Below are 16,173 nucleotides of genomic sequence, written 5' to 3' on the forward strand. Positions count from 1 at the left end.
ACATGGCAGGTGAATCGAAGGCGAATGTGATTCCGCTGCATTCTGGTTCGAGTCGATCGTCGGCGGCGCGCCGTGCTGCGGCACGCGCGGAGAGTTCCCGGCGGCACCCGTCGCTACTCACCGACCCCGGGACCACCAGGGCGTCGGCCGAGCAGATCGCCGCGGTAGTCCACGAGATCGACGAACGGCGCGGCGCGGTAGGCGGTCCCGCCGTCGACGACACCCCGAACGAACTGGCCCAGCGCATCTCCGCGGTCGGCGAGTTCATCCGCAAGCGGATGACCGGCGACTACGAGGTCGACGAGTTCGGCTTCGACCCGCACCTCAACAGTGCCGTCTTCCTTCCTTTGCTGCGCGGGCTCTTCACGTCGTGGTTCAGGGTCGAGGTCAGCGGCATCGAGAATCTCCCCGAGACCGGGGCCGCGCTGATCGTGGCCAACCACGCCGGCGTGCTGCCCCTCGACGGACTGATGGCCTCGGTGGCCGTGCACGACAACCACCCGTCGCACCGCGACCTCCGCCTGCTCGCCGCCGACATGGTGTTCGACATGCCCGTCATGGGTCAGGCGGCGCGCAAGGCCGGCCACACCATGGCCTGCACGGCCGACGCACACCGTCTGCTGGCGGCCGGCGAGCTGACCGCCGTGTTCCCCGAGGGATACAAGGGGCTGGGCAAGCACTTCCGCGACCGATACAAGCTGCAGCGGTTCGGCCGTGGCGGCTTCGTCTCGGCTGCGCTGCACGCCCGCGCGCCCATCGTGCCGTGTTCGATCGTCGGGTCCGAGGAGATCTATCCGATGATCGCCGACGTCAAGCTCTTGGCCCGGCTGCTCGGGCTGCCGTACTTCCCGGTGACGCCGCTCTTCCCGCTCGCGGGTCCGCTCGGACTGGTCCCGCTGCCGTCGAAGTGGCACATCCAGTTCGGTGAGCCGATCAGCACCGCCGACTACGACGAGTCGGCCGCCGACGACCCGATGGTCACCTTCGAACTCACCGACCAGGTGCGCGAGACCATTCAGCAGACGCTGTACCAGCTGCTCACCAACCGCCGGAACACGTTCCTCGGCTGAGCGCTCCGCCTACTCGGCGGAGCCGCCGCGCTGCCCGGCGATCATCTTCGCGATGGCCGCGTCGCGCGCTGCCGCGATCTGCGCGCTGACCTCGTCGGACTCATCTCGGCTCGCCTCGCCGAACATCGTGACCACCGACGTCAGCACGGGCTTGCCGTCGTCGTCGGTGACCTCGCCGCGGATCTCGGTGATGACCGTGCCGTGCGACTCGATGACCGAGTCCAGGTAGGAGTCGAACCACAGCCGGTCGCCGACCACGATCGGGCGGTGGAACGTGAGCTTCTGATCGCGGTGCAGCACCCGCTCCATGTTCACCGGGACGTCGAACTGCTCGAAGATCTCCTGCTGCACCCGGCGGCCCGCTACGGCGACGAACGTCAGCGACGCGATCAGCCCGTCGAACCCGCACTCCCGCGCGGCGTCCTCGGAGTGGTGGGCGGGATGGTCGTCCTTGACCGCGCGCGCGAACTCCCGGACCTTCTCGCGGTTCACCTCGAAGTAGTCGGGATACCGGTAGTGGGTTCCGATGATGTCGGCGGCGATGCTCATGGTCGGTGGTGTTTCCCCTCGTGGTCGAAGCGGCGCGAGCCTATCAGCGGACGCGTGTCCGACGGCAGTGCTGCTAGTGGCCGCCGTCGCGGCGGGACACCACCGCGGCGAGGGCACCACCGACGGCGCCGAGCGCCAGCGCCGACGGCACCCCGATGCGGGCGGCCTTGCGCGCGGTGCGGAAGTCGCGGATCTCCCAGCCGCGCTCGCGGGCCAGGTCACGCAGTGCCGAGTCGGGATTGATCGCGACGGCGGTGCCCACCAGCGACAGCATCGGCACGTCGTTGAAGCTGTCCGAGTACGCGGTGCACCGGCGCAGGTTGAGGCCTTCGCGGATGGCCAGCGACCGGACCGCGTGCGCCTTGCCCGCGCCGTGCAGGATGTCACCGACGAGCCGCCCGGTGAAGACGCCGTCGACGGACTCGGCGACCGTCCCGAGGGCGCCGGTCAGACCGAGCTTGTCTGCGATGGTCGCCGCCAGCTCGTAGGGCGTCGCCGTCACCAGCCACACCTGCTGCCCGGCGTCGAGGTGCATCTGCGCCAGCGCCCGGGTGCCCGACCAGATCTTGTCGGCGATGATCTCGTCGTAGATCTCCTCGCCCACGGTCGCCAGCTCGGAGGTCGGCCTGCCCTCGATGAACGCCAGCGCCTTGGTGCGGCCGGCGGCCACGTCGTCGCTGTTCTCCCTGCCGGTGAGCTGGAACTTGGCCTGCGCGTAGCCGAACCTGGCCAGGTCCCCATAGGTGAAGTACTTGCGGGCGGCCAGCCCCCGGGCGAAGTGCACCAGCGACGACCCCTGCACGAGGGTGTTGTCGACGTCGAAGAAGGCGGCAGCGGTCAGATCGGGTGGGGGCGGCGGCGGGGGAGAGGCCTCCGCGAGCACGCCGTGCTCGCCGACCAGCACCTCGGATTCGGCCTCGGCTTCGCGGTCACCGGACTCGGACACGCATCAACCCTAGGTCACGCATCGGTGCCGAGCGGTCCGCGGGCGCGACGGAACCGGGGATACTCGTCGACGTGACGCACCAGGACGCAGACATGCCCCCCGAGGTGGTGCTGCTGCGCCGCGCCGGCTGCAGCCTCTGCGACCGCGCGGCGGGCCGGCTGACCGAGTTGGCCGCCGAGCTGGGGTTCGCGTGGACGACCACCGACGTCGACGCCGCGGCCGAGGCGGGTGGCGCCTCGCTGCGGGCCGAGTACGGCGACCGCCTGCCCGTCGTGCTCCTGCACGGACGCGAGCACAGTTACTGGGAGGTGGACGAGGAGCGTCTCCGCAGCGACCTCGCCGGGTTGTGACATCGCCCTCAACGGCTGTGATACTGCTCAGCAAATTTGGAGGACCGGCGGAGCTGCGACTACCTTCGGACGTGTGGTGACGAGGCCATGAGCGTTCTCCTGTTCGGCGTTTCGCATCGCAGCGCGCCCGTGACCGTGCTCGAGCAGCTGAGCACCGACGAGTCGGAGCAGGCGAAGATCGTCGAGGAACTCCTCCGATCGACGCTGGTCACCGAGGCCATGATCCTCTCCACGTGCAACCGGGTCGAGATCTACGCGGTCGTCGAAGCCTTCCACGGCGGTCTGTCGGTGGTCGGCCAGGTGCTCTCCGACCACTCCGGAATGTCGCTGCAGGACCTCACCAAGTACGCCTACGTCCGGTACGCCGAAGCCGCCGTCGAGCACCTGTTCGCGGTGACGAGCGGTCTGGACTCCGCGGTGATCGGCGAGCAGCAGGTGCTGGGCCAGGTCCGCCGTTCCTACGCAGCCGCCGAGACCAACCACGCCGTCGGCCGCACCCTGCACGAACTGGCGCAGCGCGCGCTGTCGGTCGGCAAGCGCGTGCACTCCGAGACCGGCATCGACGCGGCGGGCGCCTCGGTGGTGTCGGTTGCCCTCCACATGGCCTCCCGACGCCTCGGCGGGAGCGGCCTCGCGGGCCGCACCGCCGTCGTGGTCGGCGCCGGGTCGATGGGCGCGCTGGCCGCCGCGCACCTGGCCCGGGCCGGCATCGGCCGGGTGCACGTCGTCAACCGCACGCTTCCCCGGGCCGAGCGGATCGTGGCGAACCTCCGCGCCCAGGGTGTCGAGGCGGACGCGTTCCCGTTCGACCACCTGCCGCCGGTGCTCACCGACGCCGACGTGGTGGTGTCGTGTACGGGCGCGGTGCTCCCCGTCGTCTCACTGGCCGACGTGCATCGCGGTCTCGCCCACGGCCAGGAACCCAAGCAGCTCGTGATCTGCGACCTCGGCATGCCCCGTGACGTCGACCCCGCGGTGGCCGGGCTGCCCGGCGTGCACGTGATCGACATGGACCGCATCCAGCGGGAACCGGCGTCGCGCGCCGCCGCCGGCGATGCCGAGGCGGCCAGGGCGATCGTTGCCGCGGAGGTCGCGAACTACCTCGCGGGCCAACGGATGGCCGAGGTCACCCCCACCGTCACCGCACTGCGGCAGCGGGCCGCCGACGTCGTCGAAGCCGAACTGCTGCGCCTCGACAACCGGCTGCCCGGCCTCGACGCCTCGCACCGCGACGAGGTCGCACGCACCGTGCGACGCGTCGTCGACAAGCTGCTGCACGCCCCCACCGTGCGGGTCAAGCAGTTGGCCGGGGCGCCGGGTGGCGACAGCTACGCCGAGGCGCTGCGCGAACTCTTCGAACTCGACCCACAGGCGGTCGACGCCGTCGCCGGCGGCGAATTGCCCCTGATGGCAGGCGAATCCATCTTCGATCCGGAAAAGACCGAGTAGCGCTTGCCCACCACACCACCCACGGCGACCGCGATCCGCATCGGCACCCGCGGCAGCTTGCTGGCCACCACTCAGGCAGGTCTGATCCGGGACGAGCTGATCGCGCGTGGCCACGCCGCCGAGCTGGTGATCATCTCGACGGCCGGGGACCGGTCACACGCCCCGATCGCCGACATCGGGATCGGTGTGTTCACCGCAGCCCTGCGCGACGCCATCGCCGACGGCCGGGTCGACGTGGCCGTGCACTCGTATAAGGATTTGCCGACCGCGACGGACCCGCGCTTCGTGATCGCGGCAATCCCGCGACGCGAGGACGCCAGGGACGCGCTCGTAGCACGCGACGGGATGGTGTTGGGAGAGTTGCCGAACGGGTCGGTGCTCGGCACGTCGAGCCCGCGACGGACGGCGCAGCTTAGAGCACTGGGTCTGGGTTTGGAAATCCGCCCCCTACGAGGCAACCTAGACACCAGGTTGAACAGGGTTACCAGCGGTGATCTCGACGGCGTCGTCGTCGCCCGAGCGGGCCTCGCCCGCATCGGACGTCTCGACGCCATCACCGAGACGCTGGAGCCGGTGCAGATGTTGCCAGCACCGGCTCAGGGTGCGCTCGCCGTGGAATGTCGGGCGGGCGACACCGAGCTGGCCGCACTGCTCGCGGAGTTGGACGATTCGGACTCCCGGGCCGCGGTCACCGCAGAACGGGCCCTGCTCGCCGAACTGGAGGCGGGATGTTCCGCGCCGGTTGGCGCGATCGCGGAAGTGGTCGAGTCCATCGACGAGGAGGGCAATGTCTTCGTGGAAATGTCGCTGCGCGGCTGCGTGGCGACGCTGGACGGATCCGACGTGATCCGTGCGTCCGGCATCGGGACTCCCGATCGGGCACGAGAGCTGGGGCTCTCGGTGGCCGGGGAGTTGTTCGAGCTGGGAGCGCGAGATCTGTTGGTGGAGTTGACCGATGGAGCGGGAGCGAAAGATGACGACCCGACGTAAGCACAAGCCCGGCCGCATCACGTTCGTGGGTTCCGGGCCGGGGGACCCAGGTCTCCTGACGACCCGGGCCCGCATCGTGCTGACCAACGCCGCGCTGGCGTTCACCGACCCCGACGTCCCCGAGGCGGTGCTCGCCCTCATCGGGACCGAGCTGCCGCCGGCCTCGGGTCCCGAGGCGCCGGCCAAGTCCGATTCGGACGCAGGCCCGGACGCCGGTGGCACGACCACCGACGCGACCGTGGCCGTACCGAACGGCGTGGACGTGCGGCCTGCCCTCGGCGACCCCGCCGAGGTTGCCAAGATCCTGGTCAACGAGGCGCGTTCCGGCGTCGACGTCGTCCGCCTGGTCTCCGGTGATCCGCTGTCGGTGGACGCGGTGCTCGCCGAGGTGACCGCGGTGGCACGGGCGCAGGCCCACTTCGAGATCGTCCCGGGGCTGCCGGCGACCACCGCCGTCCCCACCTACGCGGGCCTCCCGCTGGGCTCGGCGCACACGGTGGCCGACGTCCGCGGTGACGTCGATTGGGCCGCCCTGGCCGCCGCGCCCGGTCCGCTGATCCTGCACGCGACGTCGTCGCACCTCTCCGACGCCGCGCGGACGCTGATCGAGTACGGACTGACCGACACCACGCCGTGCGTCGTCACCGCCAACGGCACCACCTGCCAGCAGCGGTCGGTCGAGACCACGCTGGCCGGCCTGCTCGACAAGGCCACCCTCGCCGGCAGCGAGCCCGCGGGTCCGCTCGCAGGCCCGCTGGTCGCGACCATCGGCAAGACCGTCGCCAACCGGGCGAAGCTGAACTGGTGGGAGAGCCGCGCACTGTACGGCTGGACCGTGCTGGTGCCCCGGACCAAGGATCAGGCGGGCGAGATGAGCGATCGCCTCGTCGGCCACGGCGCCCTGCCGATCGAGGTGCCGACCATCGCCGTCGAGCCGCCGCGCAGCCCCGCGCAGATGGAGCGTGCGGTGAAGGGTCTGGTCGACGGCCGCTTCCAGTGGGTCGTGTTCACCTCCACCAACGCCGTTCGCGCGGTGTGGGAGAAGTTCAACGAGTTCGGTCTGGACGCCCGGGCGTTCTCCGGCGTCAAGATCGCCTGCGTCGGACAGGCCACCGCGGATCGCGTACGCGCGTTCGGGATCAACCCCGAACTCGTGCCGTCCGGTGAGCAGTCCTCGCTGGGGCTGCTCGACGAGTTCCCGCCCTACGACGACATCTTCGACCCGGTGAACCGCGTGCTGCTGCCGCGCGCGGACATCGCCACCGAGACGCTGGCCGAGGGCCTGCGCGAGCGCGGCTGGGAGATCGAGGACGTCACCGCGTACCGCACGGTGCGCGCGGCCCCGCCCCCGGCGCAGACCCGCGAGATGATCAAGACCGGCGGCTTCGACGCGGTCTGCTTCACCTCGAGCTCGACGGTCCGCAACCTCGTCGGGATCGCGGGCAAGCCGCACGCGCGCACCATCGTCGCGTGCATCGGGCCCAAGACCGCCGAGACCGCAGCCGAATTCGGGCTGCGCGTCGACGTCCAGCCGGAGACGGCGGCCGTCGGCCCGCTCGTGGAGGCGCTCGCCGAGCACGCCGCCCGGCTGCGTGCCGAGGGTGCGCTGCCGCCGCCGCGCAAGAAGAGCCGTCGCCGCTAGCCGTTCGACGACCCCTTCCATGGCCTTTCCCCGACACCGTCCACGTCGGCTGCGCAGCACCCCGGCGATGCGCCGGCTGGTCTCGCAGACGTCGCTGGAACCGCGGCACCTGGTGCTGCCCATGTTCATCGCCGACGGCATCGACGAACCGCGGCCCATCGCGTCGATGCCGGGCGTCGTGCAGCACACCCGCGACTCGCTGCGCCGCGCCGCGGTCGACGCCGTGGCCGCGGGCGTCGGCGGTCTCATGCTGTTCGGCGTCCCCCGCGACGAGGACAAGGATGCGATCGGTTCGGCGGGCACCGACCGGGACGGCATCCTCAACGTCGGGCTGCGCGAGTTGGCGGCGGAGGTCGGCGACGCCACGGTGCTGATGGCCGACACCTGCCTCGACGAGTTCACCGACCATGGACACTGCGGCGTGGTCGACGCCTCCGGTCGGGTCGACAACGACATCACCAACGCCCGATACGTGGAACTCGCCGTCGCACAGGCGGAGTCGGGCGCCCACGTGATCAGTCCGAGCGGGATGATGGACGGTCAGGTGGCCGCCATCCGCGACGGTCTGGACGCCGCCGGTCACACCGACGCGGCGATCCTGGCGTACGCCGCGAAGTTCGCCTCCGGCTTCTACGGCCCGTTCCGCGAGGCGGTGGCCTCCAGCCTGTCCGGCGATCGCCGTACCTACCAGCAGAATCCGGGCAACGCGCGGGAGGCGATGCACGAGATCGAACTCGACCTCGACGAGGGCGCCGACATCATCATGGTCAAGCCCGCGATGTCGTATCTGGACCTGGTCCGCGCCGCCGCCGACGTGTCACCGGTGCCCGTCGCCGCCTATCAGGTGTCGGGGGAGTACTCGATGATCAGCGCGGCTGCGGCCAAGGGGTGGATCGACCTGGAGACAGTCGCGCTGGAGACCCTGGTCGGCATCCGCCGCGCGGGCGCCGACATCGTGCTGAGCTACTGGGCGGCCGACGTCGCCGGCTGGTTGGCGTGACCTGCGGAGCGAGCAGATGACGACGGAGCGCGAGCCCGACGAGGCGCCGACCGGTATCCCGGAGGACGTCGTCACGGGGTTCTGGCTGTGGCTGGTCGCGCTGCCGCTGATGGTCGCCGGGTACGTGGTGGACCTGGTGACGGCCCCCGACCGGCCGTGGATCGTCACCGCGTTCGCCGGCTTCTCCGCGGTGGTGATCGCCGCGATCTCGCTGGCCCTGCTGTCCCTGCTGCGGCAGGGCTACCGGTGGGCCCGCACGCTGCTCACCGGCGGCGGGGCGGCGTCGGTGGTCTACGTCGTCGGCAACCTCTTCAGCGTGGATCGTCCGGAGGCCGCGGCGCCGGTGTACGCGGGGTGCACGATCATCGGATCGGTGCTGATCGCGGGCGGGGCGTATCTGCTGCACCGCAAGGACGCCCACGCCTACTTCGTCCGCTGACGTCCCCTCCGCTTCCTCCGACGACGTCGTCTAGACGGTGACCGATAGGCTGGCCCGACCATGCCCTCGACCCCACCGTCCCCGGATCGGCCACGCATCGTCGACACCGCGTTCTGGTGCTGGGTGTCGGGTGCCGTGCTCACCGCCGCGCTGGGCATGCTGACCCTGAGCCAGGGCGGCCACCCGTTCATCTACCTCGCGGGCGGACTGCTGTTCGCCGCGGGCCTGGGGCAGGCCTATTTCGCCGGTCGGGCGCGCAAGCGCGAGGGCCGGTTCGCGGCCGCGGGCGTGGGGCTCGCGATGGCCTCGGTGGTCTTCCTCGCGCTGCTCCTGCTGTTCGGCGCCGGCATCGCGGTGATCGCGATCGTGGCGGTGACGATGGCGCTGCTGATCGTCGGCTCGCTGATGATCCGCAGGGACGAGGCCCGGCAGTGGTACGAGGCCGCCCGGTGACCGCGCCCGAGCCGACCCCCGCGGCGCCACCGGCGGAGGTGCTGTACTCCGAGCCCGGGGCGACCTGGTGGTGGGCGATGGCCGGGCCCGGCGCCGCGGGCGCGATGATCCTGCTGCAGTGGTGGACGGGATACGGCGTCGACTTCCTGGTGCCGATCGTGTTCTTCGTCCTGGTGACCGGTTTCCTGTCGATCCAGGTGAAGGCCGCCCGCACCCACACCTCGGTCGAGCTGACCCCGGAGTACCTGCGGCAGGGGACCGAGACGATCCGCACGTCGGAGATCATCACCGTGTACCCGGAGGCCGAGGGTTCGGAGGCGCCGAAGTGGCAGTCGGCGCGCGCGCTGGGTGAACTCACCGGCGTGCCGAGGGGCCGCACCGGCATCGGTCTGAAGTTGACGAGCGGCCGTACCGCGCAGGCCTGGGCCAGGCGGCACCGCCGGCTGCGCGCGGCGCTCGAGTCGTTGAACGGAGAGTCGTGAGGACGCGTGGCAGGGCGGTCGTGGAACTCGTGCTCGCGGTCGTCGCGGTGATCGGCTGCGTGGCGTGCTGGGTCGCGGCACGCTCGACGGAGATGGCGCCGCCGGTCGCGGCCAACGAACCATCTCAGGTGTCCCTGGTGTACGACCCGCCGCTGATCGCGCTCGCGCTGGTGCTCGCGACGGTCGCCGGCGTGCTCGCCGTCCTCGGGATCGGCCGCCTGCGCAACGATCGGTGACGCTGGTCACGCCCCCTTGGTACAAAGTGCGAAATCTGTAACACTGTTCCCATGACGGAACTCGCCGAGAACGACCGCTCCGCGTCCGCGTCCGACGACGCCCTTCCGCTGGGTCCGGAATCGCTGGTGTGGCGCTACTTCGGGGACAACCGGATGTACCTGATCGGCCCACGTCCCGCCGTGCTGCAGAACATGCTCGCCGAACTCGGCCAGGGCGTGCTCGACCACTCGGTTTTCTTCTCCGACACCGCCGCTCGCGTCAAGCGGTCCATCCCGCCGATCATGATGACGGTGTACGGCACGGACGACGACGACGAGGGCACCCGCGTCCGCGACTTTCACCGCGACATCAAGGGCGACATGCCGGACGGCAGCCGGTACCACGCGCTCGACCCCGACACCTACTTCTGGGCGCACGCGACGTTCGTCGAGCAGGTGCTGTACTTCGCCGACACGTTCGTGACGCGGCTGACCGACGCGGACAAGGAGCGGATCTACCTCGAGTCCAAGACGTGGTACCGCCGCTACGGCGTCAGCGAGCGGCCGATGCCCGCCGATTACGCTGCCTTCCAACGCTATTGGGAGCGCATGCTGGACCAGATCGTGGTCGCCCATCCGACGGCCCAGTACGGCGTCGGCTACGTGACCAAGGGCTTCCCGCGGCCCAAGGGGGTGTCGCCGCTGGCCTGGTCGCTGCTCGCCCCCGTCTTCAACCCGGTGGCCGCGTTCCTCACCACCGGCGGCCTGCCGCCAAGGGCGCGCGACCTGCTCGCGCTGCCGTGGAGTCCGCGTCGGGAGCGGGCGTATCGGGCGTTCGCGGCGTTCTGGCGATCGAAGCCCGTGAACTGGGTGTGGGACCGGTTGCCGATGCGGTTGCGCTACAACGAGTTCGCGCAGGTGGGGTATGGCCGCTGAGCAGGCCATCCTGGACGCCGCCCTCCTGGAGTTCGAGAAGCACGGCGTGCACCGCGTCGCCCTGGAGGACGTGGCACGCCGAGCGCGCGTCAGTCGCACCACCATCTACCGGCGATACGCCAACCGCGACGAGTTGGTGGCGGCCGTCATCGAGCGGGAGAACGTCGCGCTGTTCGCCGACATCGCCGACGAACTGAAGGACGCGGGTCCCCGGTCGAACTACTACGTCGAGGCGTTCACGTCGTCGATCCTGCGGTTCCGCAGGCACCGCGTGCTGAATCAGATGATGACCGACGAGCCGGCGCTGGTTCTGGCGCAGGCGCATCGGCACTACCCGAGAGCCGTCGAACGGATGGCCGACGCCCTGCACGTCATCTTCCCGCCGGGATTCGCCGACCGGATCGGCGAACGCGCCGTCACCGACCTGGCCGACACCATCCTGCGGTACGCGGCGATGGTGCTGCTGCTGCCCAGCGTCGAGCCGCTCGAGACCGCCGACCAGATCCGCGATTTCGCCACCCGGCACTTCCTGCCCAGCCTCCCCGCCGCCCTGCGCGCCGTACCCGTCTGACCTGCACCCGAGACGGGGTGCTGTTTCGCAGATCACACATTTGGGCAGCCTCTGCGCATGGCTGAGGAGCAGAAGTTGACGGAGAAGCCCGAGATCACCGACGAGCACAAGGAACAGGCGAAGGAGATGCGCAAGTCCTACGAGGAGGAGCGGCCGACGATCGCCCTCCCCGGGTCGGGCAACAGCGTCACCGGAACCGCGGTCAACGACTGGGTCGACGACGATGGTTCGCCGAAGTTCGGCGAGGTGGAGAAGGAGGTCGAGCGGCCCGTGGGCGAGAAGGAGTCGTCGGAGAACGATTCGTCGCAGAACGAGTCGGTGCGCAGCGATTCGGCGCGCGAGGATTCGGCGGAGAAGTCCTCCGAGGAGAAATAGGCTGACGGCGTGACCGGCCTCGAGCAGATCGCCCCACCCTTCCGCGACATGGCCCACTCGATCGTGTGGGCGACGGTCGCGACGGTGTCCTCCGACGGTCGCCCCCGGACGCGGATCCTGCACCCGATCTGGGAGTGGGACGGCACCGACCTCGAGGGGTGGATCGCGACGGTGCCCACGCCGGTGAAGCGGGCGCACCTCGCGGCCCATCCCCAGGTGTCGGTCAGCTACTGGGCGCCCACGCAGGACACCTGCAGCGCCGAGTGCCACGCACAGTGGTACGTCGACGACGACACCTGCCGTCGGGTGTGGGACCGGTTCGCGGGCGGCCCCGAACCGGTCGGCTACGACCCGTTCATCATCGATCCCTGGAAGGACGGTCCGACGTCCGACCAGTTCGCCGTGATCCGGCTCCAGCCGTACCGGCTGCGGGTGATGCCCGGCGCGGTGATGACCAGGGGCGAGGGCGCGCCACTGACGTGGTCGTCGGACGTAGACCTGTAGCCCGACCATGCGCTCCGTGGTGATGGCGACGCGACTGCCGCTGATCCTGATCGGGATCGCCCTCACTCTGACCTCGCCGCTGCACCACGAGGTGTGGCTATCGGCCGGGGGAGCGGCGCTCATCATGCTCGGCGTCGCATCCGCGTGGCTGCCCATCCGGCGGGTCGACCGCGAGCCGGTGACCGTTCTGCCGCCGGTGCGGGGCCGCTGGCTGGGCGTCAACAGCCCGGCCGACAAGGTCCCGAGTCACGGCGTCCACTCCAACGGCCAGACCTACGCCATCGACTTCGTCTACTGGCCGGACGAAGACGTGGAGTGGAAGGCCGTCCGGCCCTGGCCCATGGTCCAGCAGCCCACCGCGTTCCCGGGGTTCGGCCAACCGGTCTTCGCGCCCGTCACCGGCACCGTGGTCCACGCCGCCGACCGGCGGCGGGACCACTGGAGTCGGAAGTCCTGGCCGGCTCTGGCCTACTTCTTCATCGTCGAGGGCCCGGTTCGCGAACTGATCGGGCCGAGCATGCTGCTGGGCAACCACGTGGTGGTCGACGCCGGCGACGGCACCTTCGCCGTGCTGGCACATCTTCGGCGCGGTTCGGTGTCCGTCGAGGTGGGTCAGACGGTCGACGCCGGTGACCGCGTGGCCGAGTGCGGCAACTCGGGCAACACCACCGAGCCGCACCTGCACTTCCAGCTGATGGACCGTCGCCGCGCCTCGACCGCCGCCGGAATCCCCTTCCGATTCGCCGGTCACGCGACGCCGGGTAACGGAGAACCGCTCGTCAGCTGACCGGCCTCCCACTACACCCTGTAGTTGACGCCCGCTCACCGGCTGGAACACTGGTGTCATGCGTGCCGACTCCCTCTCGACCGAAGTATCGGCGCGCCTCTTCGCCGAGGCGTCCGCCGTCATCCCCGGGGGCGTGAATTCGCCGGTACGGGCGTTCACCTCCGTGGGCGGCACACCCCGCTTCATCGCGAAAGCCAACGGCTGTCACCTGACCGATGCGGATGGCAACGACTACGTCGACCTGGTGTGTTCGTGGGGTCCCGCGCTGCTGGGACACGCGAACCCCGCGGTCGTCGAGGCGGTGCGACGGGTGGCCTTGGACGGGCTGACGTTCGGCGCGCCGACCGAGGCCGAGACCCACCTGGCGACGGAGATCATCGAGCGGGTGGCGCCGGTGGAGCGCATCCGGTTCGTCAACTCGGGCACCGAGGCCACCATGAGCGCGATCCGGTTGGCCCGCGGATTTACCGGTCGACCCAAGATCATCAAGTTCTCGGGGTGTTATCACGGACACAGCGACGCGCTGCTCGCCGACGCCGGATCCGGCGTCGCGACGCTGGGGCTGCCGTCCTCCCCGGGGGTGACCGGCGCGGCCACGGTCGACACCATCGTCCTGCCCTACAACGACGTCGCCGCGGTCGAGGCGGCCTTCGCCGAGTACGGCGACACGGTCGCCTGCGTCATCAGTGAGGCCGCGGCGGGCAACATGGGCGCCGTCCCGCCGCTGCCCGGCTACAACGCCGAACTGCGGCGCATCACCGACCAGCACGGCGCCCTCCTCATCCTCGACGAGGTGATGACGGGCTTCCGCGTGACGGCCGCAGGCTGGTTCGGGATCGACGGCGTCGCCGCCGACATCGTGACGTTCGGCAAGGTGATGAGCGGCGGCCTGCCCGCCGCGGCCTTCGGCGGCCGGGCCGACGTGATGGACAAGCTGGCGCCGATCGGGCCGGTCTACCAGGCGGGCACCCTGTCGGGCAATCCCGTCGCGATGGCGGCCGGGCTCGCCACGCTGCGGGCCGCCGACGCCGCCGCGTACGCCACGCTCGACGCCAACGCCGACCGGCTGGCCGGCCTGCTGACCGGTGCGTTGACCGATGCCTCGGTGGCGCACCGCATCTCGCGGGCGGGCAACATGCTCAGCGTGTTCTTCGCCGACGACACCGTCACCGACTTCGCCTCGGCAAAGGCCACCGACACCTGGCGCTTCCCGCCGTTCTTCCACGCGCTCCTCGACGCCGGGGTGTACCCGCCGTGCAGCGCCTTCGAGGCGTGGTTCGTCTCCACCGCACTGGACGACGACGCGTTCGAGCGGATCGCCGCCGCGCTGCCCGCCGCGGCACGTGCCGCCGCCTCCGCGGAGCGGCCCGCCTGATGGCCGTTCCCGAGAAGACGACGGTGCACGTGATGCGCCACGGCGAGGTGCACAACCCCGAACAGGTGCTCTACGGCCGGCTGCCGGGGTTCAACCTGTCCGACCGGGGTCGCACTCAAGCGCAATCGGCCGCGGAGTGGTTGGCGCACAACGACGTCGTCTACGTGGTGGCCTCCCCGCTGGAGCGAGCGCAGCAGACCGCGGCGCCGGTCGCGGCGACGCACGGCCTCGCCGTCCACACCGACGCCGACCTCATCGAGTCGTGGAACCAGTTCGAGGGCGAGAAGGTGGCGCCCGGCGACGGCGCCCTGCGCAACCCGCGGAACTGGCCCAAGCTCCGCAACCCGCGCACGCCGTCCTGGGGTGAGCCGTACGAAGAGGTCGCGACCAGGATGATCGACGCGCTGCACCGGGCCCGCCGCAAGGCGATCGGCCACGAGGCGGTCTGCGTCAGCCATCAGCTCCCGGTGGAGACGCTGCGCCGGGCGATGACCGACCGCAAGCTCGCGCATCTTCCGTTGCCGCACAGCAGGTTGTGCAACGTCGGGTCGATCACGTCGTTCACGTTCGTCGGTGAGCAACTGGTGCGCTGGGGCTACTCGGAGCCCTGGAGGCTGTAGTGAGAGCCCGGGCCCTTCTGGTGTCGGTGGCGGTGTCGTGTACGGCAGCGCTGACCGTGCTGCTGGCCGGCTGCTCGACCGGTGACGACGCCGTCGCCCAGGGCGGCACGTTCGAGTTCGTCGCGCCCGGGGGCAAGACCGACATCTTCTACGATCCGCCGGAGGCGCGCGGCCAGCCGGGGAAGATCACGGGTCCGCAGCTGCGCGACCCCGCGAAGACGGTGTCGCTCGACGACTTCGACGGCCAGGTCGTCGTCATCAACGTGTGGGGCCAGTGGTGCGGACCGTGCCGCTCGGAGATGCCGCAGCTGCAGAAGGTGTACGACGCGACGAAGGCGCGGGGCGTGGCGTTCCTCGGCATCGACGTCCGGGACAACAACCGCGACGCCGCGGTCGACTTCGTCGTCGACCGCAAGATCACCTTCCCGTCGATCTACGACCCGTCGATGCGCACGATGATCGCGTTCGGCGGCAAGTACCCGACCACCGTGATCCCGTCGACCATCGTGCTGGACCGTCAGCACCGGGTGGCCGCGGTGTACCTGCGGGAACTGCTCGCCGAGGACCTTCAGCCCGTCGTCGAGCGGCTGGCTGCGCAGAAGTGAGTCTCGACCAGGTCGATCAGCTGATGGCCACCGGGCCCGTCGTGCTGGCGCTGCTCGTCGCCGCACTGGCGGGTCTGGTCTCGTTCGCGTCGCCGTGCGTGGTGCCGCTGGTGCCCGGCTACCTGTCCTACCTCGCCGCGATCGTCGGCGTCGACCCCGACGCCGGGGACGGTGACCGGGGTGGGGTCGCGCTGCGCACCGCCCGGCTGCGGGTGGCGGGCGCCACCGCGCTCTTCGTCCTGGGCTTCACCGTCGTGTTCGTGCTCGGCACGGTGGCCGTGCTCGGAATGACGACGACACTGATCGTCAATCAGGTGCTGCTGCAACGCATCGGCGGCGTGGTCACCATCCTCATGGGACTGGTGTTCGTCGGCTTCGTCCCCGCGCTGCAGCGCGACACCCGGTTCACCCCGCGACGGATGTCGACCCTCGCCGGCGCGCCGTTGCTCGGCGCCGTGTTCGGGCTGGGTTGGACGCCCTGCCTCGGGCCGACGCTGACGGCGGTGATCGCCATGGCGTCGGCGACCGAGGGCAGCAACGTCATCCGTGGCGTCGCGCTCGTGGTGGCGTACTGCCTCGGACTGGGGATCCCGTTCGTGGCGCTGGCATTCGGTTCGGCCCGAGCGATGCGCGGGCTGGGCTGGCTGCGCAGGCACACCCGCGCCATCCAGATCTTCGGCGGGATCCTGCTGATCGGCGTCGGCATCGCCCTGGTGACCGGGCTGTGGGCGGACTTCGTGTCGTGGGTGCGCGACGCCTTCGTCAGCGACGTGCGGTTGCCGCTGTGAACCCCGTGCGCAGGGTCGGCGCGCTGA

General features: G+C 70.5%; 21 protein-coding genes. 19 read left to right on the top strand and 2 right to left on the bottom strand.

Features of this window, described 5'->3' with window-relative positions:
* The first annotated feature begins 2 nt into the window (after positions 1 to 2).
* Positions 3 to 1,070, top strand: coding sequence for a lysophospholipid acyltransferase family protein (locus G6N64_RS10035; protein ID WP_163796759.1), 1,068 nt, complete (start codon positions 3 to 5; stop codon positions 1,068 to 1,070).
* A gap of 9 nt (positions 1,071 to 1,079) precedes the next feature.
* Here the strand turns inward: G6N64_RS10035 and G6N64_RS10040 are convergent, their stop codons facing one another.
* The gene (locus G6N64_RS10040) at positions 1,080 to 1,619 is read right to left on the bottom strand and encodes an FAS1-like dehydratase domain-containing protein (protein WP_163796760.1); all 540 of its coding nucleotides are present in this window, start codon (positions 1,617 to 1,619) and stop codon (positions 1,080 to 1,082) included.
* A 73-nt stretch (positions 1,620 to 1,692) separates the two neighbouring features.
* Positions 1,693 to 2,523, bottom strand: coding sequence for an HAD family hydrolase (locus G6N64_RS10045; protein WP_246231223.1), 831 nt, complete (start codon positions 2,521 to 2,523; stop codon positions 1,693 to 1,695).
* Between the two features lie 134 nt (positions 2,524 to 2,657).
* Between G6N64_RS10045 and G6N64_RS10050 the strand changes: the two genes are divergently transcribed.
* The 18 genes from G6N64_RS10050 to G6N64_RS10135 all read left to right on the top strand — a co-directional run bounded on the left by G6N64_RS10050 (position 2,658) and on the right by G6N64_RS10135 (position 16,146).
* Positions 2,658 to 2,915 carry a glutaredoxin family protein gene (locus G6N64_RS10050; RefSeq protein ID WP_163801571.1) on the top strand — a complete coding sequence of 86 codons (258 nt, stop codon included), beginning with the start codon at positions 2,658 to 2,660 and terminating at the stop codon, positions 2,913 to 2,915.
* A gap of 87 nt (positions 2,916 to 3,002) precedes the next feature.
* Positions 3,003 to 4,364 carry a glutamyl-tRNA reductase gene (locus G6N64_RS10055; protein WP_163796762.1) on the top strand — a complete coding sequence of 454 codons (1,362 nt, stop codon included), beginning with the start codon at positions 3,003 to 3,005 and terminating at the stop codon, positions 4,362 to 4,364.
* A 33-nt stretch (positions 4,365 to 4,397) separates the two neighbouring features.
* Positions 4,398 to 5,354 (top strand): hydroxymethylbilane synthase, encoded by a 957-nt coding sequence (gene hemC, locus G6N64_RS10060; RefSeq protein WP_174266941.1) that lies wholly within the window; start codon positions 4,398 to 4,400, stop codon positions 5,352 to 5,354.
* Positions 5,338 to 6,996 carry a bifunctional uroporphyrinogen-III C-methyltransferase/uroporphyrinogen-III synthase gene (locus G6N64_RS10065; RefSeq protein ID WP_163796764.1) on the top strand — a complete coding sequence of 553 codons (1,659 nt, stop codon included), beginning with the start codon at positions 5,338 to 5,340 and terminating at the stop codon, positions 6,994 to 6,996. Before hemC ends, G6N64_RS10065 begins: the two co-directional genes overlap by 17 nt.
* Before the next feature lie 19 nt (positions 6,997 to 7,015).
* Positions 7,016 to 7,996 (top strand): porphobilinogen synthase, encoded by a 981-nt coding sequence (gene hemB / locus G6N64_RS10070; protein ID WP_163796765.1) that lies wholly within the window; start codon positions 7,016 to 7,018, stop codon positions 7,994 to 7,996.
* Positions 7,997 to 8,012: 16 nt separating this feature from the next.
* The gene (locus G6N64_RS10075) at positions 8,013 to 8,435 is read left to right on the top strand and encodes a hypothetical protein (protein ID WP_163796766.1); all 423 of its coding nucleotides are present in this window, start codon (positions 8,013 to 8,015) and stop codon (positions 8,433 to 8,435) included.
* 60 nt (positions 8,436 to 8,495) lie between these two features.
* Positions 8,496 to 8,888 carry a hypothetical protein gene (locus G6N64_RS10080; RefSeq protein ID WP_163796767.1) on the top strand — a complete coding sequence of 131 codons (393 nt, stop codon included), beginning with the start codon at positions 8,496 to 8,498 and terminating at the stop codon, positions 8,886 to 8,888.
* Positions 8,885 to 9,370, top strand: coding sequence for a transport-regulating membrane protein Mce1N (locus G6N64_RS10085; protein WP_163796768.1), 486 nt, complete (start codon positions 8,885 to 8,887; stop codon positions 9,368 to 9,370). Before G6N64_RS10080 ends, G6N64_RS10085 begins: the two co-directional genes overlap by 4 nt.
* Positions 9,371 to 9,390: 20 nt before the next feature.
* Positions 9,391 to 9,606 (top strand): hypothetical protein, encoded by a 216-nt coding sequence (locus G6N64_RS10090; protein ID WP_246231079.1) that lies wholly within the window; start codon positions 9,391 to 9,393, stop codon positions 9,604 to 9,606.
* 51 nt (positions 9,607 to 9,657) lie between these two features.
* The gene (locus G6N64_RS10095; RefSeq protein WP_163796770.1) at positions 9,658 to 10,521 is read left to right on the top strand and encodes an oxygenase MpaB family protein; all 864 of its coding nucleotides are present in this window, start codon (positions 9,658 to 9,660) and stop codon (positions 10,519 to 10,521) included.
* Complete coding sequence (locus tag G6N64_RS10100; RefSeq protein ID WP_163796771.1) at positions 10,511 to 11,092, top strand: TetR/AcrR family transcriptional regulator; 582 nt, start codon at positions 10,511 to 10,513, stop codon at positions 11,090 to 11,092. Before G6N64_RS10095 ends, G6N64_RS10100 begins: the two co-directional genes overlap by 11 nt.
* A 57-nt stretch (positions 11,093 to 11,149) precedes the next feature.
* Entirely contained in the window at positions 11,150 to 11,467 is a 318-nt protein-coding gene (locus tag G6N64_RS10105) for a hypothetical protein (protein ID WP_197748342.1), read from the top strand.
* Positions 11,468 to 11,476: 9 nt separating this feature from the next.
* Positions 11,477 to 11,971, top strand: coding sequence for a pyridoxamine 5'-phosphate oxidase family protein (locus tag G6N64_RS10110; RefSeq protein WP_163796772.1), 495 nt, complete (start codon positions 11,477 to 11,479; stop codon positions 11,969 to 11,971).
* 22 nt (positions 11,972 to 11,993) lie between these two features.
* Positions 11,994 to 12,758 carry a M23 family metallopeptidase gene (locus G6N64_RS10115; RefSeq protein WP_246231224.1) on the top strand — a complete coding sequence of 255 codons (765 nt, stop codon included), beginning with the start codon at positions 11,994 to 11,996 and terminating at the stop codon, positions 12,756 to 12,758.
* 58 nt (positions 12,759 to 12,816) lie between these two features.
* Positions 12,817 to 14,133 (top strand): glutamate-1-semialdehyde 2,1-aminomutase, encoded by a 1,317-nt coding sequence (gene hemL / locus G6N64_RS10120; RefSeq protein WP_163796774.1) that lies wholly within the window; start codon positions 12,817 to 12,819, stop codon positions 14,131 to 14,133.
* Positions 14,133 to 14,753, top strand: a complete 621-nt coding sequence (locus G6N64_RS10125) for a histidine phosphatase family protein (protein WP_174266781.1) — start codon at positions 14,133 to 14,135, stop codon at positions 14,751 to 14,753. Before hemL ends, G6N64_RS10125 begins: the two co-directional genes overlap by 1 nt.
* Positions 14,753 to 15,358, top strand: coding sequence for a TlpA disulfide reductase family protein (locus G6N64_RS10130; RefSeq protein WP_409370741.1), 606 nt, complete (start codon positions 14,753 to 14,755; stop codon positions 15,356 to 15,358). The genes G6N64_RS10125 and G6N64_RS10130 overlap by 1 nt, the downstream gene beginning before the upstream one ends.
* A complete protein-coding gene (locus G6N64_RS10135; RefSeq protein ID WP_246231080.1) occupies positions 15,355 to 16,146 on the top strand; it encodes a cytochrome c biogenesis CcdA family protein in 792 nt (263 codons plus the stop codon). The genes G6N64_RS10130 and G6N64_RS10135 overlap by 4 nt, the downstream gene beginning before the upstream one ends.
* The last annotated feature ends 27 nt before the right edge of the window (positions 16,147 to 16,173 follow it).

It is taken from the genome of Mycolicibacterium sediminis, from assembly GCF_010731735.1.
Classification (GTDB): Bacteria; Actinomycetota; Actinomycetes; order Mycobacteriales; family Mycobacteriaceae; genus Mycobacterium; species Mycobacterium sediminis.

Bases quoted from the DNA above. Each gene is read 5' to 3' on its own strand.
- G6N64_RS10035 (WP_163796759.1), top strand. From the start codon at position 3: ATGGCAGGTGAATCGAAGGCGAATGTGATTCCGCTGCATTCTGGTTCG.
- G6N64_RS10040 (WP_163796760.1), bottom strand. From the start codon at position 1,619: ATGAGCATCGCCGCCGACATCATCGGAACCCACTACCGGTATCCCGAC.
- G6N64_RS10050 (WP_163801571.1), top strand. From the start codon at position 2,658: ATGCCCCCCGAGGTGGTGCTGCTGCGCCGCGCCGGCTGCAGCCTCTGC.
- G6N64_RS10055 (WP_163796762.1), top strand. From the start codon at position 3,003: ATGAGCGTTCTCCTGTTCGGCGTTTCGCATCGCAGCGCGCCCGTGACC.
- G6N64_RS10065 (WP_163796764.1), top strand. From the start codon at position 5,338: ATGACGACCCGACGTAAGCACAAGCCCGGCCGCATCACGTTCGTGGGT.
- hemB (WP_163796765.1), top strand. From the start codon at position 7,016: ATGGCCTTTCCCCGACACCGTCCACGTCGGCTGCGCAGCACCCCGGCG.
- G6N64_RS10075 (WP_163796766.1), top strand. From the start codon at position 8,013: ATGACGACGGAGCGCGAGCCCGACGAGGCGCCGACCGGTATCCCGGAG.
- G6N64_RS10080 (WP_163796767.1), top strand. From the start codon at position 8,496: ATGCCCTCGACCCCACCGTCCCCGGATCGGCCACGCATCGTCGACACC.
- G6N64_RS10095 (WP_163796770.1), top strand. From the start codon at position 9,658: ATGACGGAACTCGCCGAGAACGACCGCTCCGCGTCCGCGTCCGACGAC.
- G6N64_RS10100 (WP_163796771.1), top strand. From the start codon at position 10,511: ATGGCCGCTGAGCAGGCCATCCTGGACGCCGCCCTCCTGGAGTTCGAG.
- G6N64_RS10105 (WP_197748342.1), top strand. From the start codon at position 11,150: ATGGCTGAGGAGCAGAAGTTGACGGAGAAGCCCGAGATCACCGACGAG.
- G6N64_RS10115 (WP_246231224.1), top strand. From the start codon at position 11,994: ATGGCGACGCGACTGCCGCTGATCCTGATCGGGATCGCCCTCACTCTG.
- hemL (WP_163796774.1), top strand. From the start codon at position 12,817: ATGCGTGCCGACTCCCTCTCGACCGAAGTATCGGCGCGCCTCTTCGCC.
- G6N64_RS10125 (WP_174266781.1), top strand. From the start codon at position 14,133: ATGGCCGTTCCCGAGAAGACGACGGTGCACGTGATGCGCCACGGCGAG.